At 39.6% G+C, this 25,029-nt stretch carries 26 protein-coding genes and 2 pseudogenes; 6 read left to right on the top strand and 22 right to left on the bottom strand.

Going from position 1 to position 25,029, the window contains the following annotated elements; all coding sequences use genetic code 11:
- Nucleotides 1–4: 4 nt before the first annotated feature.
- Complete coding sequence (locus HZR21_RS03930; protein WP_138492568.1) at nucleotides 5–643, top strand: hypothetical protein; 639 nt, start codon at nucleotides 5–7, stop codon at nucleotides 641–643.
- A 92-nt stretch (nucleotides 644–735) separates the two neighbouring features.
- Here the strand turns inward: HZR21_RS03930 and HZR21_RS03935 are convergent, their stop codons facing one another.
- The 16 genes from HZR21_RS03935 to HZR21_RS04010 all read right to left on the bottom strand — a co-directional run bounded on the left by HZR21_RS03935 (nucleotide 736) and on the right by HZR21_RS04010 (nucleotide 13,016).
- Nucleotides 736–1,347 (bottom strand): superoxide dismutase, encoded by a 612-nt coding sequence (locus HZR21_RS03935; RefSeq protein WP_180746539.1) that lies wholly within the window; start codon nucleotides 1,345–1,347, stop codon nucleotides 736–738.
- 177 nt (nucleotides 1,348–1,524) lie between these two features.
- Complete coding sequence (locus HZR21_RS03940; protein ID WP_180746540.1) at nucleotides 1,525–2,385, bottom strand: transporter substrate-binding domain-containing protein; 861 nt, start codon at nucleotides 2,383–2,385, stop codon at nucleotides 1,525–1,527.
- Between the two features lie 80 nt (nucleotides 2,386–2,465).
- Complete coding sequence (locus HZR21_RS03945; RefSeq protein WP_138492571.1) at nucleotides 2,466–3,197, bottom strand: amino acid ABC transporter ATP-binding protein; 732 nt, start codon at nucleotides 3,195–3,197, stop codon at nucleotides 2,466–2,468.
- Nucleotides 3,194–3,871, bottom strand: a complete 678-nt coding sequence (locus HZR21_RS03950; protein ID WP_180746541.1) for an amino acid ABC transporter permease — start codon at nucleotides 3,869–3,871, stop codon at nucleotides 3,194–3,196. Before HZR21_RS03950 ends, HZR21_RS03945 begins: the two co-directional genes overlap by 4 nt.
- A complete protein-coding gene (locus HZR21_RS03955) occupies nucleotides 3,852–4,511 on the bottom strand; it encodes an amino acid ABC transporter permease (RefSeq protein WP_180746542.1) in 660 nt (219 codons plus the stop codon). Before HZR21_RS03955 ends, HZR21_RS03950 begins: the two co-directional genes overlap by 20 nt.
- 148 nt (nucleotides 4,512–4,659) lie before the next feature.
- Nucleotides 4,660–5,496 carry a transporter substrate-binding domain-containing protein gene (locus tag HZR21_RS03960; RefSeq protein ID WP_180746543.1) on the bottom strand — a complete coding sequence of 279 codons (837 nt, stop codon included), beginning with the start codon at nucleotides 5,494–5,496 and terminating at the stop codon, nucleotides 4,660–4,662.
- Nucleotides 5,497–5,618: 122 nt separating this feature from the next.
- Nucleotides 5,619–6,479: a 16S rRNA (cytidine(1402)-2'-O)-methyltransferase gene (gene rsmI / locus HZR21_RS03965; protein ID WP_180746590.1), complete on the bottom strand. Its 861-nt coding sequence runs from the start codon at nucleotides 6,477–6,479 to the stop codon at nucleotides 5,619–5,621.
- The gene (locus HZR21_RS03970) at nucleotides 6,479–6,817 is read right to left on the bottom strand and encodes an initiation control protein YabA (protein WP_180746544.1); all 339 of its coding nucleotides are present in this window, start codon (nucleotides 6,815–6,817) and stop codon (nucleotides 6,479–6,481) included. Before HZR21_RS03970 ends, rsmI begins: the two co-directional genes overlap by 1 nt.
- Nucleotides 6,817–7,587, bottom strand: coding sequence for a PSP1 domain-containing protein (ricT, locus tag HZR21_RS03975; protein ID WP_180746545.1), 771 nt, complete (start codon nucleotides 7,585–7,587; stop codon nucleotides 6,817–6,819). Before ricT ends, HZR21_RS03970 begins: the two co-directional genes overlap by 1 nt.
- A 70-nt stretch (nucleotides 7,588–7,657) precedes the next feature.
- The gene (locus HZR21_RS03980; RefSeq protein ID WP_180746546.1) at nucleotides 7,658–8,521 is read right to left on the bottom strand and encodes a DNA polymerase III subunit delta'; all 864 of its coding nucleotides are present in this window, start codon (nucleotides 8,519–8,521) and stop codon (nucleotides 7,658–7,660) included.
- Nucleotides 8,508–9,155 carry a dTMP kinase gene (tmk, locus tag HZR21_RS03985; RefSeq protein ID WP_180746547.1) on the bottom strand — a complete coding sequence of 216 codons (648 nt, stop codon included), beginning with the start codon at nucleotides 9,153–9,155 and terminating at the stop codon, nucleotides 8,508–8,510. Before tmk ends, HZR21_RS03980 begins: the two co-directional genes overlap by 14 nt.
- Before the next feature lie 13 nt (nucleotides 9,156–9,168).
- Nucleotides 9,169–9,900, bottom strand: a complete 732-nt coding sequence (locus tag HZR21_RS03990) for a CBS domain-containing protein (RefSeq protein WP_180746548.1) — start codon at nucleotides 9,898–9,900, stop codon at nucleotides 9,169–9,171.
- 32 nt (nucleotides 9,901–9,932) lie between these two features.
- A complete protein-coding gene (locus tag HZR21_RS03995) occupies nucleotides 9,933–10,601 on the bottom strand; it encodes an amino acid ABC transporter permease (RefSeq protein WP_003137586.1) in 669 nt (222 codons plus the stop codon).
- Between the two features lie 18 nt (nucleotides 10,602–10,619).
- Entirely contained in the window at nucleotides 10,620–11,303 is a 684-nt protein-coding gene (locus tag HZR21_RS04000) for an amino acid ABC transporter permease (RefSeq protein ID WP_180746549.1), read from the bottom strand.
- An 83-nt stretch (nucleotides 11,304–11,386) separates the two neighbouring features.
- Nucleotides 11,387–12,193, bottom strand: coding sequence for a transporter substrate-binding domain-containing protein (locus HZR21_RS04005; RefSeq protein ID WP_180746550.1), 807 nt, complete (start codon nucleotides 12,191–12,193; stop codon nucleotides 11,387–11,389).
- An 82-nt stretch (nucleotides 12,194–12,275) separates the two neighbouring features.
- The gene (locus tag HZR21_RS04010; protein ID WP_003137591.1) at nucleotides 12,276–13,016 is read right to left on the bottom strand and encodes an amino acid ABC transporter ATP-binding protein; all 741 of its coding nucleotides are present in this window, start codon (nucleotides 13,014–13,016) and stop codon (nucleotides 12,276–12,278) included.
- Nucleotides 13,017–13,254: 238 nt separating this feature from the next.
- Between HZR21_RS04010 and yycF the strand changes: the two genes are divergently transcribed.
- The 3 genes from yycF (at nucleotide 13,255) to HZR21_RS04025 (ending at nucleotide 16,289) form a co-directional block, all read left to right on the top strand.
- Nucleotides 13,255–13,962 carry a response regulator YycF gene (gene yycF, locus HZR21_RS04015; protein WP_180746551.1) on the top strand — a complete coding sequence of 236 codons (708 nt, stop codon included), beginning with the start codon at nucleotides 13,255–13,257 and terminating at the stop codon, nucleotides 13,960–13,962.
- Complete coding sequence (locus tag HZR21_RS04020; protein ID WP_180746552.1) at nucleotides 13,952–15,394, top strand: ATP-binding protein; 1,443 nt, start codon at nucleotides 13,952–13,954, stop codon at nucleotides 15,392–15,394. The genes yycF and HZR21_RS04020 overlap by 11 nt, the downstream gene beginning before the upstream one ends.
- An 88-nt stretch (nucleotides 15,395–15,482) precedes the next feature.
- Nucleotides 15,483–16,289 carry an MBL fold metallo-hydrolase gene (locus tag HZR21_RS04025; RefSeq protein ID WP_180746553.1) on the top strand — a complete coding sequence of 269 codons (807 nt, stop codon included), beginning with the start codon at nucleotides 15,483–15,485 and terminating at the stop codon, nucleotides 16,287–16,289.
- Nucleotides 16,290–16,338: 49 nt separating this feature from the next.
- Here HZR21_RS04025 and HZR21_RS04030 read toward each other — a convergent pair whose 3' ends face one another.
- A complete protein-coding gene (locus HZR21_RS04030) occupies nucleotides 16,339–16,458 on the bottom strand; it encodes a DUF4044 domain-containing protein (RefSeq protein ID WP_003137598.1) in 120 nt (39 codons plus the stop codon).
- Nucleotides 16,459–16,632: 174 nt separating this feature from the next.
- Here HZR21_RS04030 and HZR21_RS04035 point away from each other — a divergent pair.
- Nucleotides 16,633–16,890: pseudogene (locus HZR21_RS04035) on the top strand ((4Fe-4S)-binding protein); the annotation flags it as partial.
- Between the two features lie 54 nt (nucleotides 16,891–16,944).
- Nucleotides 16,945–17,220, top strand: a pseudogene (locus HZR21_RS04040) (GNAT family N-acetyltransferase); the annotation flags it as partial.
- Between the two features lie 150 nt (nucleotides 17,221–17,370).
- Here HZR21_RS04040 and HZR21_RS04045 read toward each other — a convergent pair.
- The 5 genes from HZR21_RS04045 to HZR21_RS04065 form a co-directional block, all read right to left on the bottom strand.
- Nucleotides 17,371–18,252 carry a class II fructose-bisphosphate aldolase gene (locus HZR21_RS04045; RefSeq protein ID WP_003137602.1) on the bottom strand — a complete coding sequence of 294 codons (882 nt, stop codon included), beginning with the start codon at nucleotides 18,250–18,252 and terminating at the stop codon, nucleotides 17,371–17,373.
- A gap of 208 nt (nucleotides 18,253–18,460) precedes the next feature.
- A complete protein-coding gene (locus HZR21_RS04050) occupies nucleotides 18,461–21,874 on the bottom strand; it encodes a pyruvate carboxylase (RefSeq protein WP_180746554.1) in 3,414 nt (1,137 codons plus the stop codon).
- Between the two features lie 118 nt (nucleotides 21,875–21,992).
- Complete coding sequence (locus HZR21_RS04055; protein WP_040525550.1) at nucleotides 21,993–23,252, bottom strand: FtsW/RodA/SpoVE family cell cycle protein; 1,260 nt, start codon at nucleotides 23,250–23,252, stop codon at nucleotides 21,993–21,995.
- Nucleotides 23,253–23,592: 340 nt separating this feature from the next.
- A complete protein-coding gene (rpmG, locus tag HZR21_RS04060; protein ID WP_072353592.1) occupies nucleotides 23,593–23,739 on the bottom strand; it encodes a 50S ribosomal protein L33 in 147 nt (48 codons plus the stop codon).
- A complete protein-coding gene (locus HZR21_RS04065; RefSeq protein ID WP_040525543.1) occupies nucleotides 23,729–24,934 on the bottom strand; it encodes a multidrug efflux MFS transporter in 1,206 nt (401 codons plus the stop codon). The genes rpmG and HZR21_RS04065 overlap by 11 nt, the downstream gene beginning before the upstream one ends.
- Nucleotides 24,935–25,029: the final 95 nt, after the last annotated feature.

Consider the following 25,029-nt stretch of genomic DNA (forward strand, 5'->3'; position numbering starts at 1 on the left):
TAAAATGAAAAAAATCTTAATTGCTTTACTGTCAATCGTTTGTTTCATTGGTTTTGGTGGTAAGGTTAGCGCTGCTGGTAAAACAGTGGTTTCACTCGGTCCTCGTTTTGATACATCACAAATTCCAACAAAAGTTATTGTCGGTACATCTGGTAAATTTTCTGCACCGTATTCATGGGATACCGAAGGTTATGACTTAGATGTTGAAACAATATTTTCAGTGACTGACCCAAGTATCTTAGCAGTTTCTAAAAATGGTGAGTGGCAAGCGTTAAAAACTGGCACGGTAACGTTATGCTATACCTATAAAGTCTCTCAAGATAGTTTAGATAAATATCCAGATGTAGAGTTTATACATCAAGAAACTGCTGTGGAGGGGACCACGATTGAAGTCACACCAGGAGCTGCTATTGTAACCCCTCCTGTAACAAGTCAATCCATTCCGACGACAAATGACCCTGCCGTAACAACAGCGACACCTTCAATAACAGCTAAAGCAACGTCAACAGCAGCGCCTACGGGAGCGGTTGCCAAAACGAATCATAAGGCTAAAGGCAATACTTCGGTAACAGCTGCACTTCTTATCATGAGTGTTCTAACCATTTTAGGAACGATTAGTTATAAACGTCGTGAAAACGTTTAGACAGCTCTGGCATGACTTGTGCTATTGACCACTAAATTTTTATAGTAAAACCCCCACAAAAAATCAATTTTGTGGGGGTTTATATTTGCTAGTTATTTCACTGCTGCGTAAAGTTCGTTGACTTTATCCCAGTTAACGAGTTCGAAGAATGCTGCGATGTAGTCAGGGCGAACATTGTGGTATTTGAGGTAGTAAGCGTGTTCCCAAACATCCAAACCAAGTACAGGTGTTTCGCCATCTGTAATCGGATTGTCTTGATTTGCTGTTGATGTCACTTTAAGCTCACCATTAGCATCTACTACCAACCATGCCCAGCCGCTACCGAAACGACCAGTTGCTGCTGTTTTGAATATTTCTTTGAAGGCATCAAAGTCACCAAATTTAGCGACGATAGCTTCACCGATTGCACCAGTTGGCGCACCACCAGCATTTGGTGCCAAGATTTCCCAGAAGAAACTGTGGTTAACATGACCACCACCGTTGTTTTGAACAGCAGTACGAATATCATCAGGAACTGAAGCCAAATCTTTAACGAGTTCAAGCGCTGATTTGTCAGCCAATTCAGGATGTTTATCAATTGCAGCGTTCAAGTTAGCCACGTAAGTTGCATGGTGTTTGTCATGGTGCAATTTCATCGTTGCTTCGTCGAAAAATGGTTCGAGTGCATCATATGCGTAAGGTAGTTCTGGAAGTGTGTGTGCCATGTTGGTACCTCTTTCTTTAATTCTCTGATTGATGAGTTATGTTATACTTTCATTCTACCTCAAAACATAAGATAGCGCCAACATTTAGATTGAAAATTTTTGTTTTTCAAAACTGTTAAAAAACGCAAGAGAAAGGCATTTCATCTTGCATTTTTTAAAATATTTTAAGTTGCTATTTTACTGGTCCTTGCCTTCAAGGACTATGTCCTGAGCTGTAATATCACTGCCAAAGAAATCTTTCAAAGTTGCGGCATAGTCTTTGGCAAAAAAGCCATCTTTCCCAAGTTTTTCAAGTTCCTGATTTGTCCATTCGAGCAAGGATTGATTCCCTTTTTTGATTCCTGGGTTAATCGTTGAGACGTCACCTAGCTCTTTAATACCAACTTCAAACTCTGGGTTTTCTTTAACCCAAGCGTACAAGTAACTATTATCATCTGCAATTGCATCCGCACGGCCATCTTTCAGAGCTTGAAATTGTTGTGTTTTAGATTCATACTTTTCAAGTGTTACATCTGGTTGTTTGTTTGTAAAATAGGCCTCTGCTGTTGTCCCTTTATTAACAATGACTTTCTTACCCTTAAGCTGTGAAACTTCTGTAATAGGTTTTTCTTTAAGACTTGCCACTCCGATTGCGACTTTCATATAGGGATTAGCAAAATCAATCACTTTTTCACGTTCAGGTGTTTTAGTAAAATTAGCAAGGACTAAATCAACTTTATTAGACTTGAGGGCATCCACACGTTCTTCTGCATTGACAATGACATATTTAACCTTAACACCTAAATCTTTTGCAATTTGATTGCCGAGATAGACATCATAGCCCTGATTTTTACCGTCAGCATCCAGATACCCATAGGGTGATAAGTCACCAAATACTGCAATTTTAATTTCACCACGTTTTTTAATAGCATCAACACTTGAGGGATTCTTATCCTTCGCGGTATTGTCTTTTTCGTCTCCAGATGTACCACACGCAACAAGTGAAAGAGCTACACCTGCAACTGCTAAAATACCGACTGCTTTTTTCCAAATTTTCATAATCTGATTCTCCATTTAAGATGTTGAGGCGACTGTTTTTCATAGCCTCAAAGAGCCGAAACTCAATTTATATATTTTTATTAATAGGCTAAACTAGATAAAAATTGTTTAACACGAGGGTTGTCTTCTGTTGTGAAGAAAGCTTCTGAATTTGTCTCTACGAGAATTTGACCTGCGTCCATAAAGATAACACGGTCAGCGACTTGTCTAGCAAAATTCATCTCATGTGTGACAATCAACATGGTCATACCTTCTAAAGCAAGCCCTTGAATCACGCTTAGGACTTCTCTCACCATTTCTGGGTCAAGGGAGGCTGTCACTTCATCAAAAAGTAAAACTTGTGGCTGCATGACCAAACTTCTGATAATGGCAACCCGTTGTTTTTGACCTCCGGATAATTCACGGGGATAGCTTTCAGCCTTATCAGCTAGTCCAATCCGTTCCAAAAGGGCAATGGCTTCTGATGCGACTGCTGTTTTTTCACGTTTCTGAACTTTTAGGGGGCCTAATAAAATATTATCTAGCACGGTTAAATTTGGAAAGAGGTCATAGGACTGAAACACCATCCCAATCTCTGGTCTAATTTTCTGCCAAGCTAGCTCACTAAGTTCTAAAATTCTATCGTTGAAAATAATTTCTCCGCTATCAATTGTCTCTAGACCATTGAGCGTACGAAGTAGCGTGGATTTACCACTTCCGGAAGGACCAAGTAAAACGAGTACTTCTCCCTTGTCAATGGTTAGCGATACGCCTTTTAATATGTCGCTTTTGCCGAATTTCTTATGGATATTCTGAGCTTCTAAAACACTCATGTACGTGCCTTCCTTTCTAGGCGTTTAGCTAGTACTGATAAGGGCCAACAGAGGATAAAATACAGGAAGAAAATGAAACCGTAGACCCAAAGTGAGGCTGTCGGAATTTTAATCGTGTAATTTTCTATGATTTGCTGACCTACCTTAATCATCTCTGGTACGCCAATTATCAAGAGAATGGAGGTTGTTTTAATGACGCGCGTTATAAGATTCAGGGTTGCGGGGATTACAAGTGGTAGACCCTGAGGCAAATAAATATAGCAGTATTGTTGTCTTTTAGACAGACCAAGCGCACGTCCTGCATCGATTTGTGTTTTCGGAACGCTAATCAACGCTGACCTGACGACATCGCTCATTTCGGAGGAAATCCAAAGGACGAAGACTAGTACAGAAACTGTGAACTGGCTAATATCCGAATTTAAAGCTTCTGGCAGGATGTAATAAAAAACAAATAGTAAAACCAGTAAGGGCATAATCCGAAAAACTTCCAAATATATCTTGAAAATCAGTTTGATCATCCTTGAATTCGAGGTTCTGAGTATACCAAATAACACACCTAGTAGTAAACCAATGACGAGAGAAACAACTGAAATTTTAGCAGCTAACCACATACCACCCAAAATTCGGGACATGTTGTTACCATCAAAAAGGATATTAAGACCCGAAGATGCCATGGCGAACTCTCCTTTCGATATAACTGATAATGAGTGACAAAGGTATTAAAATGACCGCATAGGAAATAACCAACATCAGCAAGTATTCCCGAGTCAAGTAGTACATACCAATCAAATCCCGTGTCACATTGGTCAAATCCATAATAGCAATAGCTGAAAAAACCGAAGTTTCTTTCAGTAAGAAGAGCGCATTCGCACCAACAGCTGGGACACTATTGGCAAATCCTTGCGGAAAAATAATAAAACGTGCCAATTGTACTCTTGTCAGACCAAGCGCACGACCACTTTCTACTTGAATCCTTGCAACTGATTCAATCCCTCCTCGAAAAGCTTCGCTCATATAACCGCCACCTAGAAAGGCTAACCCAATAATGCCAACTGTTTCTTTTTCTAGTTGAATCCCAATACGTGGCAAGCCATAATATAGGAAAAAGAGTTGAATCAATAAAGGCGTATTACGTGATATTTCTGTATAGGCACTGGCAATTTGCCGAAAAATTGGTAATTTAAAATAGATGACAAAACTCGAAATCAAACCAATAATTAAAGCAAGTGCAATACCAATGCTTGCAAGTTTTAACGTGACGCCCATTGCATGTATATACTGCTGCAAAGCTTCGGACATCATTTGACTAGCCATATTCCCTCCTTAAACAGCATCATATTTTTACCATATTTCTCTTACCATTTTAACCCTGAATCAATGACCTAGTCTTAAAAATAATAAAAGGTCGTGATAGGAAATCCTAATCACGACCTTTTGATAGTTAACTCAAGTAATATTTAATTTATTTCAAAGCCTCTGCTGACGGTGTATAATCGCCACCATAAAATTTTTCAGACAGTTTTTTTAAAGTGCCATCTTCCGATAAGGTTTTAATGGCTTTATCCATTTCACCTTTAAGTTTTTCTTGTGTGTCATCCAAGATGTAGTATTCATAGGTTTTAAATGTCGGGTATTCCTTTAAATCAGGAATGTTGCTAGCAACTGTGACACCATGTGTCTTAGCTAAGTTTTCAGCTGCTGATTTTGAGGCAAATAGAAAGTCAATTTGACCAGACTCAACCGCAGCCAAACGGTCAGCTAATGATCGTTCTGAATAAGTCACTTCGATTTTTTTATCTGGATATTTCTTATTCCAGGCTTCAAAAATAGCACCATAATTAGTTCCTGCAGGAATCTCTGTTTTCTTACCAATTAGATCTTTAATTGATGTATAATTATTTTTCGTGCTTGAAAAGATAGCATTGACATTTTCAGAAATCGGATAAGTAAATAAATATTTCTTTTCTCGTTCAGGTGTTTTACCAAAGTTATTGGCACCAATTTGACTACGGCCTGCATCTAAATCCGTTAAAATTGCTTCATCAGATACAATTTTATAGTTGAATTTATAATCAGGCAATTTTTTATCAACAGCTTTCAATACCTCAATATCAAAACCTGTCAAGGTATCGCCATCTTTATAAGCATAAGGCTTGGAGTCAGCCGTTTGCGCCACCGTGATTGTTGTCACTTTTTTAGATGTATCCGTCGCATCTTTATTTGACTTACCACACGCTGCTAAAAATGCAACACTTAGTAAGCCGACAGCAGCAAGCGCTGCTACTTTTTTAAATCTCATAATCAAAAAATCCCCTTTTTCAAATTGATAAATCTCATTTTACCATAAAAATCATAAAGGACTGCTTTTAAAAATTGTATGACGACTTTAAAAAAAGAAATGACCAATTTTGATCATTTCTTTTATAAATCATGATAGCTTTGATAGAGTTCCTGACGAACCAAACCACGTATTTTGGCAACCTTTTTAATAGCTGCATTAGGTTTTTCACCTGCTTGAATCAAGGCCTCAACAGCCTCTAAATCTGTTAAATCAGATGTTTCATCCTGTTTGATAGCATCAGACCCACTCACAATAATCAAGCATTCACCCTTAATTGGATGCGTCTCTAACGATGCCAAAACTTCAGAAATACGACCACGTCGATATTCTTCAAAAAGCTTGGTCAATTCTCTCACAAAAGCCACCTCACGGTCACCGTAAACAGCCAACATATTAGTCAGCGTTGCAGCCACTCGGTGAGGTGACTCATAAAAAATCTGACTTTCTGGATAAGCCACTTTTTCAGTTAAAAAAGCGACTTGTTCAGACTTTTTACGTGGTAAAAACCCATAAAAAATATGTGGTTGCGGTGCAATACCAGAGGCAATCAAGGCTGTAATTCCCGCACTTGCACCCGGTAAGGCAACAACATCAATAGCTTCAGAGATACAGGCTAAAACCAAGTCATGTCCTGGGTCAGAAATCGAAGGTAAACCTGCATCAGAAACCTGAGCAATAGATTTACCCGATGCTAAAAATTGCACCATTTTCGAAAGTTTCAAACCACTATTATGCTCGTGAAAACTCTCTTGTGGTGTCTCAATCTCAAAATGATTGAGCAATTTTTGCGTATTGCGCGTGTCTTCCGAGGCAATCAAATCAACTGTTTGCAAAATTTTGACCGCCCGAAAAGTCATGTCATCCAAATTACCGATTGGTGTCGGCACTAGATACAACGTCCCTGCTGATTTTGCGCCCTTAAAACTTTGCTGAAAATTCATCATCTATACAAAATCTCCGCGCAATACAGACACGTCTCCCCTGGTTCCAAACGCTGACCATAAAAATCCCGACAAACATGAAAACCATCTTCGTAAATTTCCTGCAAATTTGACATTGGTACTTTTTTAGTCAAATTTTCATTCTTATTTTCCGGACTATGCGGCTCTGAAAATTCAGTCAAACGATCGCGCAAGCGCGCATTTTCTAAGCGTAGGCTGGTATTCTCTGTTAATAATTTTTGATAGTTGGTTTTAATATCACTAACTTGCGTGAGTGTGGCAACCAAACCTTCTTCAAGTTCAGATAGATGCTCAAAGAAAGACATTTTATCTGTCATCAAACCACCTCAATTTCTGAAATATCATAGTCCTGAATATGATTATCCAATCGTACTTTGACAGTATTGGATAAGATATTCAGACCAATTACTCGTGCTTGACCGTCAGCCGTCTTGATTGTATCTCCAAAATCTGGGAAATTCTTACGCGCCTGACGGTAAAAATCATCTTCATAACTCAAACAACACATTAAACGACCACATAGACCATTTAACTTGCTCTGATTCAGCGATAAAGCCTGATTTTTAGCCATCTTAATGCTGACGTTGGGAAATTCACCCATAAATTCTGAACAGCAAAGAGGACGCCCACAAGGGCCAATACCGCCAAATGTTTTGGCAACATCTCGTGAGCCAATTTGACGCAATTCAATCCGAGTTTTAAAACTACTAGCTAAATCTTTTAAAAGCGCTCTAAAATCCACCCGATGTTCTGCCGTAAAGCTAATATATAAGCGTTTGTAATCAAGCGTATACTTGACCTCAATGACTTTCATATCAAGATTGTGGTCTTGCACCAAACGCTTAACTGTTATCTTAGCAGCATCAGAATCCTGAGCAACCTTGTCAGCTAATTCAAAGTCTAGAATATTAGCCTGAGAAACGATATAGCCATCACTTACTAGCTCAGACGAAACCTCACGCACAACACGTCCCATCATCTTATATTTTTCAGTTTTAATCACTACAGTGTCAGCAATCTCATAATGACTATTACTTGAGACAAAGAGATTGTCCTCACCATGTGTAAATTTGATTTCGTAATTCATAATTTTCTTTCTTAATGCCTCAAAGCATCGTTAAATAATCAAATAAGAAACGACTTTATAGCCGTTCACCTTATCCTAAAATAATTTTTTCAAGACTGGCTTGGAAATTCACATTCGCACGCCAGTATTTTTGTGCTGTAAATACATTTTGCGCCCATTTAGGTTGGCGTCTTTTGACAAAAAAGATAGCAAGGATATTAAACGACAAGCCTTGCAGTCTTTTATCTTTAAACAAAGGCGCTAACTGCATGATTTGCAACAAAGCATCATCAGCATTACTAGCCAAGGCCTTAGTGAATTTATCTAACTGCTTGACACTTTCTAAAAAAACCTTATCTGCTGCCAACTCCTCAGCCTCAGGCAAGGACGTCACAACTTCTGAAATGATACTAGCATCTGTCTTGAGCGTCCCTTTTTGCTCCAAATAGTTTTGAATAAACTGAGATTGACTTGGAAAAGTAATGACTTGGGCACGCGACTTAATGGTTTCAAGCACCATGTTCTCAGATGCTGTTAAAAGAAAGATGTAAATTTCAGACTCTGGCTCCTCGATAGACTTGAGTAAAGCATTAGCGGCATTCACATGAAGTTTTTCAGCCCCATCTATAATCACAACTTGCCGATTCGTTTCAAAACCAGATTGTGAAAAAGTAAGTAATAAATCACGGATCTGCTGCGTTTTAATTGTTTGCCCGTCAGGACTTACAAGATGTAAATCCGTAAAGTCGTTAGCCGCAACAAGCCGACATTCTCGACACTGACCACAAGGCAGCCTATTTTTTAGGTCACTACAAAAGCGCGACTGAGCTAACCAGATAGCCATTTCCATCGCACCAAAGCCACCTGAAAACAAGAAAGCATGGTGTAACTTGTTATGCTTTAATACTTGAGAAAAACGAGCAAAAAGTTCAGGTTGTAATTCAGAAATTGCCATCAAAAATCTCCGGGAACCTTGATTGTAAAGTAGATAGTGTCGCTGCCAAAACTTGGTCTACCGCTTGCGAGGCATCTATCGTCACAATACGCTTAGGATTTGCTTTAGCAATGGCTTGATAACCCGCACGCACTTTTTGATGCATTTCCTGCGCTTCTAAATCAAGACGGTTAACTTCACGCTCACCTGTCATAACGCGTGAAAGGCCAACTTCTGTGTCAACATCAAAATACAGAGTCAAATCTGGTAAGAGACCATCCGTTGCAAAAGTGTTAATTGTTTCAACATCCGCTACGTCAATTCCACGCGCATAGCCCTGATAGGCCACTGATGAGTCGATAAACCGATCAATGATAACAATTTTGCCTTCAGCTAAGGCGGGGCGTACTTTTTCATTCAGATGTTGTCTACGTGCAGCAGCAAATAAGAGCAACTCTGTCTTACCATCAATCGCAGTGTTTTCAGGTGCCAGTATAATTTCACGAATACTCTCTGCAATCCGAATACCACCCGGTTCACGCGTCGTTAAAATATCTGCGCCCGTTTGTGTTAGCATCGGTAAAATTTTATGTAATATCGTTGTTTTCCCAGCGCCCTCAGGCCCTTCCAACGTGATCAAAATTCCTTTAGTCATAGTTTAAATTATATCATTTTTTTGCCAAAATTTGGGGCAAATCCGCGATATTGATTAACCCAATCACATCTACTGGGCGTACTTTTTTATAATCCGTTACTTTGGTAATCAGTAGAACGACAGATTTTTGACCGTGTTTCATTTCGTCAAGCAGTATTTTTTCCGCCTCAAAAATTGAGGCTGATGCTGGGATAAACCTCACAATCGCTTGTGACTGAGCTAACATGTCTGACACTGACGGTTTTTTTGAAACCGTTAATGCATGGACTAAGGCATTGGCCGTGATGATTTTACGCATGACAAATTTACCATTACGAATGACCGGAAACTGGGTATGATGATGTCGCTTAATCAAATCCATCACGGTCTCAAAACCAGCAAATTCTGGCACAAAGATAACCTCTGATGTAAAGAGCTGGCCAACTGTCATCGGTTTAGTCAGGACCTCATAGACGTGTTGAATCAGTGTCACGACTTCTGGTTGAATGACAAAATAGTTGTCAGATAGCTTATGCTGCATCATATTGCGTAAATTATTAAACAATTCAAAGTCCATTGCATACTCACGCGCACCGGGCATATAGGCCATAATGGCATCTGTTAGCTGTGACATCGGCATATACTTGCCTGTTTTATTGAATTTTTTATTGGCAAATGCCTCTATTTTTTTATAAATTGCTATAAATTGTTCATTTAATGTGTTAGGTGTCGACTCTAGTTCCGACAGCGTTTGTTTTTCAGTCATATAAAAAAGAACCTCTCGGCTCCATTTTAACATTATTCAAGTGAATTCGCCCAAGATTTCTGGAGCTTGCGTGATAATTGTGAAATCGCAAAGTTGATAACGAAATAAATTAAAGCCACAAAGCCGTAAAGCATGAAAACTTGGCCAACTTGGAAATACTGCCCCATGAGAATCTGTGAATTACCAAATAACTCTTGTAAAGCAATAACTGAATATAAAAACGAGGTATCCTTAATGACCGTCACAAACTGTGAAATAATGGCGGGCAACATCTTACGAATGGCTTGAGGCAATACGATATAAATCAGAATCTGAGCATCTGAAAACCCTTGTGACTTACCAGCCTCAGTTTGACCTTCTGGTACACCATTCAAACCACCACGGATAATCTCCGCAAGGGCAGCTGTCGTAAAGACCGTAAAGGAAATAATCCCTGCAGGCACTGACTTGACTTGAAAAATCAAGAAAACCACAAAAATCCATAACAGATTGGGGACATTTCTGACCACCTCAATATAAACACTCGCAATCAATTTGAAAAATGGATTTTTACCGTTACGCATGACTGCTAGTAATGTCCCAAAAATTGTTGAAAGAAAGATAGAAATAAAGGCGATAAAAAGTGTCAAGCCTAAACCCTGAAAGAGAAATCGAATATTGGTCGCCGTGAAAACCTGCGCCGCTTCTTGTGCTAAACTCATGTGTCATCTCCTCTCTTTCTAGCCGACACTATAGGCATTTTTATTCTTTTCTTCCATGCGACGCGCTAGAGTTGCAAGCGGGAAACATAGAACAAAATAAAGTACACCAACCCCAACAAAGGCTGGAATATAGTTAACATTCATTGACGACCACGATTTGGCCGTAAACATAAGGTCAGCACCCGATATAATCGCAACCGTCGATGTATTTTTAATCAAATTGACTACCTGATTCGTCAATGGCGGATAAATCATCCGAATAGCTTGGGGCAAAATAATCAGGCGCATGGTATCACCATACGTGAAACCTTGTGATTCTGCAGCCTCAGTCTGACCTTTAGGAACTCCTTCGATACCAGATCGGATAACCTCTGCGATATAGGCACCATGATATAAACCGACACAAATAATGGCTGTCCAAAATGCGGAAATAACTAAATCTTTATTTAGAAGTGGAAAACCATAATAGACCACAACAAATTGAATCAATAAAGGCGTATTTTGATACACCTCGACATAAACTCGACTGATGCCACGTAAAATCTTATTTCGTGTGGCAGATAACGAGCCAAATATAACGCCTAATAGCATGGCGAGTAGTAAAGCACCAATAGAAATCTCCAACGTATAGAGAAAACCATTTGCAAATTGGCCAAAATCAGCAAAAAATGCCTGCCAACGTTCTAAAGCAAAAGGACTCATATTACACCTTTCTTTAATAAAAAAGCATTAAGCATGCTTTTTCAATGTTCTAACCTACAATGCTGTCATACTTCTAGCAGCACTTACTTAGCGGTTGCATCTTTCAAATCATATTTATCGGTCATTTTTTTAAGCTCACCATTTGCTTTTAGTGTCTTAACTTCTTTATCAAGGTAGTCTGCTAATTCAGTGTTTGATTTTTTAGTTGCAATCCCGTATTCTTGACTGGCAAAGCCATCTCCCATAATTTCAGTCTTAGCATCAACGTAGCCTGACAAAATTGATTTATCAACTGAGAAAGCATCAATACGACCTGATGTTAAAGCAGTTTTCAAAGTTGGGTAATCAGCCAATTCAGAATATTTGAAAGAGAGTCCTTTTTCTTTACCCAATGCTTCTAGTGCATTCTTAGTAGATGCAGATTGTGCTACACCAATCGTTTTACCGTCTAAATCTTCGACTGACTTAAAGTCTGAGGCTTTATTCACTAAGAAACCAACCTCATCTGTAAAGTAAGGCGTTGTAAAGTTGTATGACTTTTGGCGCTCAGGCGTAATCGTAAACGTGCCAATGACAGCATCAACTTGCTTATTATCAAGCAAAGGACCACGAGTTTGGGCAGTGATTGGCACAAATTCAGCTTTCACACCAAGATCTTTAGCAATTTTTTTAGCTAAATCAATTTCAACACCTGTAAATTTATTTGTCTTAGGGTCTTTATAACCAAAGTTAGGCACATCTTGTTTGACACCAATCACAATCTTGCCCTTTGCTTTGATGTTATCGGTCGCAGATTTAGAGCTGTCCTCTTTTGATGCACCGCATGCTGCCAATGTGACAGCAGCAAAAACAGTTGCGAGCATCGCTAATACTTTAATTGATTTTTTCATCATGATTCTCCCTTTTTATTCCCTTTTTTATCGAATTGAGCGACTTGTCTTGTATGACTTTGTCAAAGAATAAATCTCAAGTCTAATGGTTAATAATTTTACTCAGGAACTGTTTGGCACGCGGTTCTTGTGGATTATCAAAGAAACCGGCAACATCTGTCGTATCTTCTAACACTTCACCTGCATCCATGAAAATAATACGGTCAGCAACAGAACGTGCAAAGCCCATTTCATGCGTGACAACAATCATGTTCATGCCATCTTTAGCAAGACCTTGCATGACAGATAGAACATCACCAATTGTTTCTGGGTCGAGTGCTGACGTTGGCTCATCAAATAATAAGAGCTTAGGATTCATAGCTAAACCACGTGCAATCGCAACCCGTTGCTTTTGACCACCTGACAATTGGCCTGGAAAGGCATCTTTTTTATCCCACATATTCACAAACTTCAAGTATTTTTCAGCGGTGACAGTCGCATCACGCAATTCACGTTTGAGAACTTTTGTTGGTGCTAATGTAACATTTTCTAGCACGGTTTTATGTGGGTAAAGATTGAAATGTTGGAAAACCATGCCAACTTCTTTTCGAAGTTCAACGAGATCTTTTTTTGTCGCATGATCAACATGGTGACCATTTACGATCAATTCCCCAGATTCAATCCCTTCTAAAGCATTGATTGTTCGAATCAAGGTCGATTTACCAGAACCAGAAGGGCCTAATAATACCACTACTTGACCTTCTTCAATCTCTAAATTGATATCTTTCAGAGCATGATAATCGCCGTAATATTTCTGGACATTTTTAAACGCTATAAGCGGCATTTGAGACTCCTCATCTATCTATATTTTAGTTGTCTTTTGTTATACGATGTGATTTTATAAAATCGACAATGAGATAACATGTTACAAGTTGTAACATATGCCTATTTTACCACTTAATTTCTGAATTGTCAAACAATTCTATTCGTAAATTTCCCAAAAGCAATCGTACTATAGACGCTTTTGATTGCTGAAATGATTAAAAAACGTTATAATAGAGGCAATAATGGAGAAATTACATATGAAAAAAATTCTTGTTGTTGATGACGAAAAGCCAATTTCAGATATTGTCAAATTCAATCTGACAAAAGAAGGCTACGAGGTCTTGACTGCTTTTGATGGCGAGGAGGCACTTGAGATTTTCGCTGCTGAACAGCCCGACCTCATTTTACTAGATTTAATGTTGCCTCAAAAAGACGGTCTTGAGGTAGCACGCGAAATTCGAAAATCTTCAGAAGTACCGATTATCATGGTTTCTGCCAAAGACAGTGAATTTGATAAAGTCATCGGTTTAGAATTAGGGGCGGACGACTATGTCACCAAACCTTTTTCAAACCGCGAACTTTTAGCCCGCGTCAAAGCTAATTTACGTCGCTCTAACGTGACGGCTGAGACTACTTCAGCTAATGCTGATAAAAAAGAAATCAGAATTGGTGACATCACCATTGCGCCAGAGAAATATGCGGCTTATAAAAATGATAAGCATATTGACCTGACGCACCGCGAGTTCGAGCTTTTGCACTATTTGGCACAGCACGTTGGTGAGGTAATGACGCGTGAGCATTTGCTTGAAACGGTTTGGGGTTACGATTATTTTGGTGATGTTCGCACGGTTGATGTGACGATTCGTCGTTTACGTGAGAAGGTTGAAGACACACCGAGCCGTCCTGAATACGTTGCGACACGTCGTGGCGTTGGTTATTATTTGAGTAATCCTAATGAAAAATAAACTCCCTTTCACAAGCACCATTTTATTTAAAGCGGTAATCTCACATTTACTGCTTTTTTCAGCTTTATTTGCTTGGAATGCGCATGGTTTTCTGACACGCGAGGCATCTTTTACGAGATTTAGCATTTTTTATGTCAGCTCACTTTTGCTACTAATCTGGTTTACGACGAGAATTTCCATTGGTTTAAATCAGATTTCTGACCAGATCGATGATTTCACCGAGCAAAAATACACGGTCAGAAAACAAATCCCCGGCCATACCGAAATCAACCAACTCTATGATAAGGTTGTTAACCTCGGTGAAAAAACAGAGCACGCGCAAGAAAGACTAGAATCCTCTAGTACCCGATTGAACGGTATCTTAACTTATATGACGGACGGCGTTATCGCCACGGACCGTCGCGGTAAAATCGTCCTCGCTAACACGGCAGCCTTAGAATATCTCAACGTCTCAGAAAAAAATCTCCTATCTCGCAAAATCATTGACGCGCTTGATATCGCCTCTAACTACACCTTCCGAGATTTGCTTGAGAATGAGCCAGAGATTATTATTGACTCCGAAAACGCCATGGGTGAATTTACAACACTACGCATTAAATTCGCGCTTTTCCGCCGGGAATCAGGATTCATTTCAGGTGTCGTTGCTGTTTTACACGACGTCACTGAGCAAGAAAAAAATGAGCGAGAAAGACGTTTGTTTGTTTCTAACGTGTCACATGAGTTGCGGACACCTCTGACCTCTGTTAAATCTTATCTGGAGGCACTTGATGAAGGTGCTATCAATGACCCAGACATTGCTCCAGGCTTTATTAAAGTGTCACTAAAGGAAACAGATCGTATGATTCGCATGATTCAAGATTTAGTGACTTTATCTCGTATGGACTCTGATACGATTGCCCTTGAAAAAGAAGTGATAAATTTCATCGCCTTTCTTCACTATCAACTCAATCGTTTTGACCAGATTGTCGGCAATAGTGATGAAAATGAAAAGCAGTTTAAGATTGTCCGCCAAATCCCGCTACAACCAATTTGGATGGAAATTGATACCGATAAAATGGGACAAGTCATCGATAATCTGATGAATAATGCTATCAAATACAGCCCAGCTGGTGGTAAGATTACTGTCAGCTTGGAGCAGACTAATACGCAAGTCCTCTTACGCATTAGCGATGAAGGGCTTGGCATACCTAAAAAAGACCTCCCTAAAATTTTCGACCGATTCTATCGTGTGGATAAAGCACGTAGCCGCGAACAAGGCGGTACAGGACTTGGTCTTGCAATCGTTCGTGATATCGTGAAGATGCACGATGGTTTCGTTTGGGCAAAGTCTGACGGTGAAACCGGTACAACTTTCACTGTCGTTCTCCCTTATGCACCACTTGAGGCTGAGACTGATTCAGAGGTTGACGATTGGACTGGACTGACAGACTAGTCTGTCTTATACAAAACAAACAGAAAAACTACCATGATTCGCGTGTTCTCAAGAATCATGGTAGTCTACTTTTAGCAAGGATACAAAATTGACAGAAGAAAATGGATTTAAATACAGTATATTAGCCAGTGGTTCTACTGGTAATGTTACTTATATCGAAACGCCTGAACGTAAAATTTTAGTTGATGCTGGACTTTCCGGTAAAAAAATCGAAGGCCTCATGAACGAAATCGGCCGTAGTTTAATCGATGTCGATAGCTTACTTGTGACACATGAGCATAAGGATCATGTGGCAGGATTAGGTGTGCTTGCCCGCAAGTATAAAATGGATCTCTATGCTAATGAGCTAACTTGGCAAGCCATTGCTGATGCTTGTGGCAAGATTGATACGACTCAAAAACATATTTTTGAAATGGGCAAAATGCTAACATTTGGCGATATTGACATTGAAAGTTTTGGTGTTAGTCATGATGCTGCTGCACCTCAATTTTACAAATTTATGAAAGATGGCAAAAGCTTTGTCATGTTAACAGATACTGGCTATGTAAGTGATCGGATGCGGGGAACAATCGAAAATGCTGATGCTTACCTGATGGAATCTAATCACGATGTCGAAATTCTGCGTATGGGTAACTACCCTTGGCGGTTAAAACAACGGATTCTTTCTGATCACGGCCATTTGTCCAATGAGGACGGCGCAAGTACGGCTATCTCTGTCATCGGCAAGCAAACTAAGAAAATCTTGCTTGGTCACCGTAGTCAAGAAAATAATCTAAAAGAATTGGCGCATATGACGATGGAGAATACTTTGATGCAGCATGACATTGATGCCAAAAACGATGTGCAAGTTTTAGATACAAGTCATGTTGAGGCAAGTCCTCTGTACCATATTTAATTTTATAAGATTATTGATACCAAATAAAAAAACTCATCCAAAGATGAGATTAGATGAAGACTGAAATCGCTGCTGCAACTGCTGCAAAAACAGTTAAAATCAGCATCAACCAGACAATGAGCATGACAACTTTTTGAAAAGTTGTTTTTTGTTGTTTTTTATAAGCCATACACAAATTCTAACGCAAAATGCGATGTTTTTCAAGCACTTAGTTAAGCGATAAATGATATAATAAGCTTATCAAAGTCTATGCTAAAATTAAAAAGTATGAACGTCAATTCATTTTTTAGTGCAGACTTTAATATGAGACTGTATTTAGATAATACTAGAAAAAGAGGCGATTATGGAAGGTAATAAAATCAACGGAAAGACAGTCACTGAGTCAGACTTATTAGCGCTCGGCTATCGGAAGTATTATTCTGACGACCTAGATGTTTTCTACAATAAAGATATTTGTGCGCACGTGGGTAATTGTGTTCGTGGAGACTCCAATGTCTTTGAGGTAAGCCGTAGACCTTGGATTATCACAAGCAATGCTGCCTCTGCTGAGCAATGTATCACTGTCGTTAACTCTTGTCCCAGTGGTGCTTTAAAATGGCTCTACCACGGTCAAGATACTCTAATCACGAAGGAAACTACCATGCCAAACTTTACATTTGAAGATCAAGGGGATCAAATTGCTTTGATCAACGCAGACACGCACCAACAAGCGGGCGAAATTGCCTTTATGGAGGCGGAAGATACCCTTATCATCGTACATACTGGTGTTAATCCTGAATTTCGGGGCAACGGATTGGCCGAACAACTTGTCGCTAAAGTTGTCGAAAAAGCCCGCCGTGAAGATAAAAAAATCTTCCCAATCTGCCCCTTTGCCCAAAAGGAATTTAAAGCCAAACCAGAATATTCAGATGTTCTACGTCTAGATGTTTAAAACCGAACTTTAAAAGTGTCACATATGAACTACAAGAGTTTGCTTTGATATTTTCAAAGTAAGCTTTTTTGATACCTTGGTAACTGTCCAAACTCATAAAAAAAAGACCTACCAATCTGGTAAGCCTTTCTTTTATATTTATTGATTTAATTAAGCTTTGTTTGCAGAACCGAAAACGTCGATACGTTCTTCAACTGCTGCTTGAACTGCGTCAATACCTGGTTTAAGGAATTTACGTGGGTCAAACAATTTTTTAGCTTCGTAGTCAGCTTCGTTAGCATCGTAGTCACGTGCAAATTGACGAGTTGCTGCTGCAAAGGCTTGTTGTGATTCAGTGTTAACGTTAACTTTAGCAACACCCATTTTGATTGCTTCACGGATTTGGTCATCAGGGATACCAGAACCACCGTGAAGTACGATTGGGAAACCAGGAACAGCTTCAGTCAATTTTTTAAGGTGATCCAAGTCAAGACCAGTCCAGTTAGCTGGGTAAGGACCGTGGATGTTACCGATACCAGCTGCAAGGAAGTCAATACCTGTTTTAACCATTTCAACTGCATCTTCGATTGGTGCTAATTCACCAGAACCGATGATACCGTCTTCTTCACCACCGATAGTCCCAACTTCAGCTTCGACTGAGATACCTTTAGCGTGAGCAAGCTCAACGATTTCTTTAGTTTTTTCAAGGTTTTCAGCGATTGGAAGGTGTGAACCGTCAAACATCAATGATGTGTAACCAACTTCGATAACTTCTTTAGCGTCTTCATAATGACCGTGGTCAAGGTGAATCGCAACTGGTACAGTTATGTTCATTGATTCTACAAGGTTTTCAATGATGTATTTAGCTGTTTTGTAGCCACCCATGTATTTACCAGCGCCCATAGACGTTTGGATAAGTACTGGAGCTTGTTTAGCTTGAGCTGCACGCAAGATAGCTTGTGTCCACTCCAAGTTGTTTGTATTGAATCCACCGATTGCGTAGCCATTTTCACGAGCTGCTGCAACGAATTTTTCTGCTGAAACGATTGCCATTTCTTAAGTTCCTCCAAAATTTATTTAACGAGTTAATTATACCACTTTGTGAAGGATTATTCTAGTTTTTAGTGGATTTATTTTATTTTCTTCAATTTTTACCACTTATTTACTGAAAATTACAGATAAATTTACATCATTTTTACTTCAGCAAAAAACTTACGCATCCCATTAACTATCTGGAATCGTAAGTTTTATTGTCTTTATTTTATTTCATTTCGATTAATAAATCTTGCGTGGCAATCGCTTCTGATGCCTTCACATAAATTCTTTTAATCTCACCATCGAATGGCGCCTCAATAGTTGTTTCCATCTTCATCGCTTCTGTTACCATGAGTGGCTGTCCTTTGACAACTTTCTCATCAGGTTTAACAAGGACTGTCACAACTGAACCAGGCATCGTCGCACCGATATGATGCGGATTAGACGGCTCTGCTTTCTCTTTGGCAATCGCTGTCGATTTAATCGACGTATCCTTGACAATTACCTCACGACGTTGACCATTGAGGTTAAAGAAGAGCGTTCTGTTACCTTCACTATCAGGCTCAGAAATGCTATCCAAATGAATGAGTAAAACCTTACCTTTTTCGATTTCAACCGAAATCTTTTCACCTACACGCATCCCGTTAAAGAAAGTCGGTGTATCAAGTAACGTCACACTACCAAATTCATTTTGCATTTTTTGGTAATCAAGAAAGACTTGCGGATAAAGAATATAACTCAAGACTTCATGTTGACCAGGCTCATAGCCTAACTTCTCAGTCAACTCAGCAACCACATCATCAAAATTAACCGGAGCTGCGTGCAAACCAGGACGATCAGTGATAAAAGGTTTATCCTTTAGAATAATTTTCTGTAATTTTTCTGGGAAACCACCAACAGGTTGACCTAAATCACCTGCGAAGAAACTGATCACCGACTCAGGGAAACTGAGCGTGTCACCTTTTTCATAGATATCTTCCTCAGTGAGGTCATTTTGCACCATAAAGAGTGCCATATCGCCAACAACTTTAGAAGAAGGTGTCACCTTGATAATATCACCAAACATCATATTGACCGTATGATACATCGCCTTCACTTCATCAAAGCGTAAGCCCAAACCAACAGCCGTTGCTTGTGATTGGAGGTTAGTATATTGGCCGCCAGGCATTTCATGCGAGTAGACCTCAGTTTGCGGACTTGTTAAGCCTTTTTCGAATGGCGCATAGAATTTACGAACATCTTCCCAATAATGATTGATTTGTGTCGCATTATCAATATCCAATTCAGGTGCCCGCTTACCATTTTCCAAAGCGTAATAAAGCGATGACATACTTGGTTGACTAGTTCCTGATGACATGGCTGCCGTCGCCACATCAACGATATCAACACCTGCCGTTACCGCTGCAGAACAAGTAATAATCCCGTTACCGGAAGTATCATGCGTATGCAAATGCAACGGAATATCAACTGTTTCTTTCAATTCTGAAATCAAACGATAAGCCGCTTGCGGTTTAAGAATCCCCGCCATATCTTTAATAGCTAAAATATGCGCACCCGTCGCCTCAAGCTCTTTAGCTAAATCTTTATAATATTTGATATTATATTTTTGACGATTATTGTCTAAAATATCGCCCGTATAACACATTGTCGCTTCAACAATTTTACCAGTATCACGAACAGCCTGAATTGATTTTTCCATCTGAGGTAGCCAGTTAAGCGAATCAAAGACACGGAAAACATCCATCCCTTCTTGCGCCGCAACCTTAATAAACTCCTGAATGACATTATCCGGATAATTTTGGTAACCGACCGCATTTGACCCACGAAAGAGCATTTGGAACATGGTGTTTGGCATTAATTTTCGGAGTTCACGCAAGCGATACCATGGACTTTCATTCAGAAAACGATAAGCCACGTCAAAGGTTGCCCCTCCCCACATCTCAGCAGAAAATAGATTTGGTAAGCCTTGGTCCACTGCTGATGCGACTTGTTTCATATCTTGCAAACGCACGCGAGTTGCCAAAAGACTTTGATGAGCATCTCGGAAAGTTGTATCCGTCAACAGCACTTCCTTACGAGATTTGACAAAATCAACAACGGCATCAGCACCTTGAGAATCTAAGATACCTTTAGTCGTCAACGTGTCGATTTTTTTCACTTTAGGATAGCGTGTTTCATCGAAATGTGTCTTAGTCTTCTGGTCAATCCCAGGAAAACCATTGACTGTGATATTAGCGATGTATTTCATCGTCTTGTTACCACGGTCTCTCAAACGTGGTAAATTAAAGAGCTTGGGTGTACTATCAATAAAGGTTGTCTTGGCATCTCCCGAAATAAATTCTGGGTGATTGAGGACATTTCGCAAGAACGGAATATTCGTTTTAACACCACGAATTCGGAATTCACGAAGACAGCGATCCATCTTACGAACTGCTTCCTTGAAATCAGTCGCATTCGTAATCACTTTAACAAGTAAACTATCAAAGTAGGGTGTTACTTCGTAACCAGAATAAGCATTTCCGACATCAAGACGGACACCAAAACCACCTGGTGAGCGATACGTATCAATTTTACCTGTATCAGGTAAGAAATTATTTTCAGGGTCTTCCGTCGTAATCCGACATTGAATGGCAGAACCTATCAATGGAATTTTATCTTGTTCAGGAATCTTCACATCTTTATGAAGGTCAGCACCCTCAGAAATTAAAATCTGAGCTTGTACGATGTCAATACCTGTGACAACTTCTGTAATCGTGTGCTCAACCTGAACACGTGGATTGACTTCGATGAAATAAAATTTGTTGTCCTTCACCAAAAACTCAACAGTTCCGGCATTGACATATCCGACATGTTTGCAGAGTTTAACTGCTGCATCACAAATACGTTGGCGCAATTCATCAGCCATACCAACACTTGGTGCGACTTCGATTACCTTTTGATTCCGACGTTGAACAGAACAGTCACGCTCATATAAATGCACCACATTGCCATGAGAGTCACCAAGAATTTGAACTTCGATATGTTTCGGATTAGTAATATATTTTTCGACATAAATTTCATCAGAACCAAAAGCTGATTTTGCTTCTGATGCGGCACGTGCATAACCGTCACGCGCCTCAGCTTCATTATGCGCAACACGCATCCCACGACCGCCACCACCAAGGGCAGCTTTAATCATGACTGGATAGCCAAAAGTACGGCCAAATTCAAGAGCGCCTTCCAAATCTACTGGACCTTCAGTCCCTGGAATAGAACCAACACCAGCTGCAATAGAAGCCTCTTTCGCCTTGATTTTATCTCCGAAAATATCCAGATGATGCAAAGTTGGTCCAACAAAAATCAAACCAGCTGCTTCAACCTTACGCGCAAAGTCAATGTTTTCTGACAACAAACCATAACCTGGGTGAACAGCCTCAGCACCAGATTCAAGTGCAATACGCACGATATCATCAATATCAAGGTAAGCATCAATCGGTTTCTTTCCGGCACCCACTTGGTAAGCTTCATCGGCTTTAAAGCGGTGAACAGAATACTCATCTTCTTTTGCATAAATCGCTACGGTTGAGATACCCAACTCGTTACAAGCACGGAAGACACGGATAGCAATTTCGCCACGGTTAGCAACTAGTAGTTTTTTCATATATAAAGCCTTTCAATTTTTTACAGAAACAAAAGTTGTCTTTAAAGACTGTGAGCTCACGGTCTAGAAAAGTTGTCGCATTAAAGTTCAAGAATACCTGGAATGGCCACTTGCATGATTAGTTATCACGCAAAGCGTTTGGCGAGATTTCAGAAAAATCGTATTTAGCAGTCATTTCCGCTAGCTCTCGCCGTTTTTCATCTGCGGAAATATTGAGCACAAAGCCTATCCCAACTGACAGGGTTAGCAGAGAATTACCACCCTGACTCAGGAAGGGGAAGGTTACACCTGTAGAAGGAATCAAACCTGAAATCCCACCGATATTAACCAAAACCTGTGAAAAGAGAATGGTTCCCACACCGATTGATAGCATGCTATTAAACGGGTCCTTGGCACGAATACCGACCATAAAAATACGCATAATCAAGAAGAAAATGATACCTAGGATAATAATCCCACCAATCAAGCCTAACTCCTCAATCACAATCGCAAAGATGAAGTCAGTATGCGCCTCTGGCAGATAGCCTTTCTTCTCAATTGAATTACCTAAGCCACGACCGAACCACCCACCATTTGAAATCGCATAATAGCCATTAATGAGTTGGTGTCCTGAATCGCCCGTATCCTGAAATGGATTGGCAAAGGCGATGAACCGCTTGTTCACATAGGCAATCGAGCCAAAGAAACTTGGAATAATATTACCACCTGTGATTTTAAGCAAGGCTAAAATACCAAGTGTTAAGGAGCCGAAAATCTTCAGAAAACCGGTCCCCCAACGATAAGAAATACCGCTAGCCATAATAACCGCAGCTGACGGAATCATAACAAGTAAGGCATTCCCCATATCTGGCATAATGGCAACAGCACCAATCATTACCAACAACCAAAATCGCCAACCACTGAGGAAGTTAACCCAGAATTGATTTCTATCAAAAAGGGCATTGATGTCATAGGTCTGAATTTTTTCTTGTTTACTGGCAAAGGTAGCCGATAGAAACCAGACAGATACAAATTTTAAGTATTCTGCCGGCTGGATACTCCCGATACCGGGAATAATAATCCAACCATGTGCGCCATTTACAGTTGGCACCAAAAATCTAGCAATAAATAGCAAGACAAGCATGACGGGAATTAAAACCCCAAACCAGTTGCGACTTCTCAATTTATCAACCTTGATGCGGTAAATGACCACAATCATGATTAATGAAAAGGCAAAGAAAATGGTTTGATTTCGAAAAAGCTGATAAGGTGGTAATCCAAGCTCTATCTGATGAGGAACGGTAGCTGAGAAAACCATGATTAGGCCTAGCACCGATAAAATTAAATAGGGAATAAGTATTGAGTAATTTAAAAAGTGTCTTTTTTTGAGTTCTTTCATAGTCATATTATTGAGTTATTCACTCAACTGTTATCCTTTAATGAGGCAGAGCCTGGTGATTATCTTCGATAATTACGAGGCAGTGCTTGGTAATAGCTACTAACCAAATCATTAAAGCTAATCGCCTTTGAGACGGGTTGCCTTAATCATCAGTTGACTCCTATTTTTAACGACAGGCGTTTTAAAACAGGACAGACTATTATTTATAGTGATTAAGATACATTATATCATTTTTTTAAATAAAAAAAAGAAAGTAGTTGAAATTTTCTAACAACTTTCTATTAATGTTCGGTTTACATCTCTTCACGAACTAATTTTTAAACTTATTTTGTCATATCGTTCAGGTTTCGATATGCATGATCACTTTACGATCTTTTGGGCAATATTTTAATACCTGAACTTTATCTGGATGCGTCGCTTTATTTTTGGATGAAATATAATTTTGCTGACCGCATTTAGTACATTTGAGGTTGATTTTAACTCGCAATGTCTCTTACCCCTAGTAATTTTCTAAAATTGAATAGCGACCAGATAAGGTTAAATAAAACAAAGCAACTCGTCGTCAAGAAAACAGCGCGATAACTGATATAGCCCGCAACGGCACTCCCTAAAAGTGGGCCAGCTACTTGACCAAAGTTTGTAAACATTTGGTTAAAACTAAAAATTCTTGAGATACCTTCTGGTGGTGTAATTTTTGAAAGTAAGGAATTAACTGACGGCATCAAGGCACCTGAGCCAAATCCTAGCATGAAACGTAAAATACCAAGTTGCAATGGTGTCTTAACAAATGCCATTGGCAGATAAATCAAAAAGCTATAAATCAAGCCAATGATAATCAAGCGATGACTGCCAATTCTATCTCCAATTCTACCTAAGAATCCAGATGACATCATGGCTGATAATCCAACTGAAGACACGATAAATCCTGAAATCATCATCACGTTACCAGAGTGGCCATTGAGCTCTCGAATATAGAGTGTTAAGATTGGCGCAACGGATTGTACTGTCAATTGCAAGATAAAACTTGTAATGAATAAGCCAAGTAAAATTTGACGATTGCTCACACGCGCAAAAACTTCTTTTGTCGGTAACAACTCATGTTTTTCAATCGGTGTAAAATCTTCTTTCACTAAAAAGATAGTCAACAAGGTGACAAGTAATAAGACAGCACCTGTAATCAAGAAAACATTTTCCATGCCTACTGCCTGGGCTAAAAAGCCACCGATAGAAGGTCCGATTAGGACACCTGCAACCATACCTGTCGATAAAGTACCTAAGGCATAGCCACTTTTTTCTCTGGGGACTTGGCTGGCAATCAAGGCTGTTGAATTTGGGATGTAACCTGCAAATAAACCATTCAATAATCGCATGACTAAGAGCCACCAAACATTTGGTACAAAAGCCAAGGCACCCATGGTGAAGGTCATCACAACAGATGCTCGCACCATCATCACGCGTCGACCACGTTGGTCAGCTAGGCGTCCCCATATTGGGGCAACAAGTCCACTCGCCAAAGCACTTACTGCCACCGAAAGACCTGCAAATATTGCAATCTCACTGCCTCTTGCGCCCAGCTTTTCAACATATAAAGGCATAAATGGCATGACAAGTGAAATGCTCGCCGCTGTGAAAAACGTTCCTAACCATGCAATAAATAAATTGCGTTTCCAATTGATTTTTATAATCTTTACTTCCTTCTAAAGTTGATGTCAATTGAAATTGATGCATCAACTCAAATATATTATGATACGATTACCCCAAAAGTGATAATCTTTCC

Origin of the sequence: Pseudolactococcus laudensis (genome assembly GCF_013449735.1) — a bacterium.
Lineage (GTDB): Bacteria > Bacillota > Bacilli > Lactobacillales > Streptococcaceae > Pseudolactococcus > Pseudolactococcus laudensis.

Bases quoted from the DNA above. Each gene is read 5' to 3' on its own strand.
- HZR21_RS03930 (WP_138492568.1), top strand. From the start codon at position 5: ATGAAAAAAATCTTAATTGCTTTACTGTCAATCGTTTGTTTCATTGGT.
- HZR21_RS03935 (WP_180746539.1), bottom strand. From the start codon at position 1,347: ATGGCACACACACTTCCAGAACTACCTTACGCATATGATGCACTCGAA.
- HZR21_RS03940 (WP_180746540.1), bottom strand. From the start codon at position 2,385: ATGAAAATTTGGAAAAAAGCAGTCGGTATTTTAGCAGTTGCAGGTGTA.
- HZR21_RS03945 (WP_138492571.1), bottom strand. From the start codon at position 3,197: ATGAGTGTTTTAGAAGCTCAGAATATCCATAAGAAATTCGGCAAAAGC.
- HZR21_RS03950 (WP_180746541.1), bottom strand. From the start codon at position 3,871: ATGGCATCTTCGGGTCTTAATATCCTTTTTGATGGTAACAACATGTCC.
- HZR21_RS03955 (WP_180746542.1), bottom strand. From the start codon at position 4,511: ATGGCTAGTCAAATGATGTCCGAAGCTTTGCAGCAGTATATACATGCA.
- HZR21_RS03960 (WP_180746543.1), bottom strand. From the start codon at position 5,496: ATGAGATTTAAAAAAGTAGCAGCGCTTGCTGCTGTCGGCTTACTAAGT.
- rsmI (WP_180746590.1), bottom strand. From the start codon at position 6,479: ATGAATTTTCAGCAAAGTTTTAAGGGCGCAAAATCAGCAGGGACGTTG.
- HZR21_RS03970 (WP_180746544.1), bottom strand. From the start codon at position 6,817: ATGACAGATAAAATGTCTTTCTTTGAGCATCTATCTGAACTTGAAGAA.
- ricT (WP_180746545.1), bottom strand. From the start codon at position 7,587: ATGAATTACGAAATCAAATTTACACATGGTGAGGACAATCTCTTTGTC.
- HZR21_RS03980 (WP_180746546.1), bottom strand. From the start codon at position 8,521: ATGGCAATTTCTGAATTACAACCTGAACTTTTTGCTCGTTTTTCTCAA.
- tmk (WP_180746547.1), bottom strand. From the start codon at position 9,155: ATGACTAAAGGAATTTTGATCACGTTGGAAGGGCCTGAGGGCGCTGGG.
- HZR21_RS03990 (WP_180746548.1), bottom strand. From the start codon at position 9,900: ATGACTGAAAAACAAACGCTGTCGGAACTAGAGTCGACACCTAACACA.
- HZR21_RS03995 (WP_003137586.1), bottom strand. From the start codon at position 10,601: ATGAGTTTAGCACAAGAAGCGGCGCAGGTTTTCACGGCGACCAATATT.
- HZR21_RS04000 (WP_180746549.1), bottom strand. From the start codon at position 11,303: ATGAGTCCTTTTGCTTTAGAACGTTGGCAGGCATTTTTTGCTGATTTT.
- HZR21_RS04005 (WP_180746550.1), bottom strand. From the start codon at position 12,193: ATGAAAAAATCAATTAAAGTATTAGCGATGCTCGCAACTGTTTTTGCT.
- HZR21_RS04010 (WP_003137591.1), bottom strand. From the start codon at position 13,016: ATGCCGCTTATAGCGTTTAAAAATGTCCAGAAATATTACGGCGATTAT.
- yycF (WP_180746551.1), top strand. From the start codon at position 13,255: ATGAAAAAAATTCTTGTTGTTGATGACGAAAAGCCAATTTCAGATATT.
- HZR21_RS04020 (WP_180746552.1), top strand. From the start codon at position 13,952: ATGAAAAATAAACTCCCTTTCACAAGCACCATTTTATTTAAAGCGGTA.
- HZR21_RS04030 (WP_003137598.1), bottom strand. From the start codon at position 16,458: ATGGCTTATAAAAAACAACAAAAAACAACTTTTCAAAAAGTTGTCATG.
- HZR21_RS04045 (WP_003137602.1), bottom strand. From the start codon at position 18,252: ATGGCAATCGTTTCAGCAGAAAAATTCGTTGCAGCAGCTCGTGAAAAT.
- HZR21_RS04050 (WP_180746554.1), bottom strand. From the start codon at position 21,874: ATGAAAAAACTACTAGTTGCTAACCGTGGCGAAATTGCTATCCGTGTC.
- HZR21_RS04055 (WP_040525550.1), bottom strand. From the start codon at position 23,252: ATGAAAGAACTCAAAAAAAGACACTTTTTAAATTACTCAATACTTATT.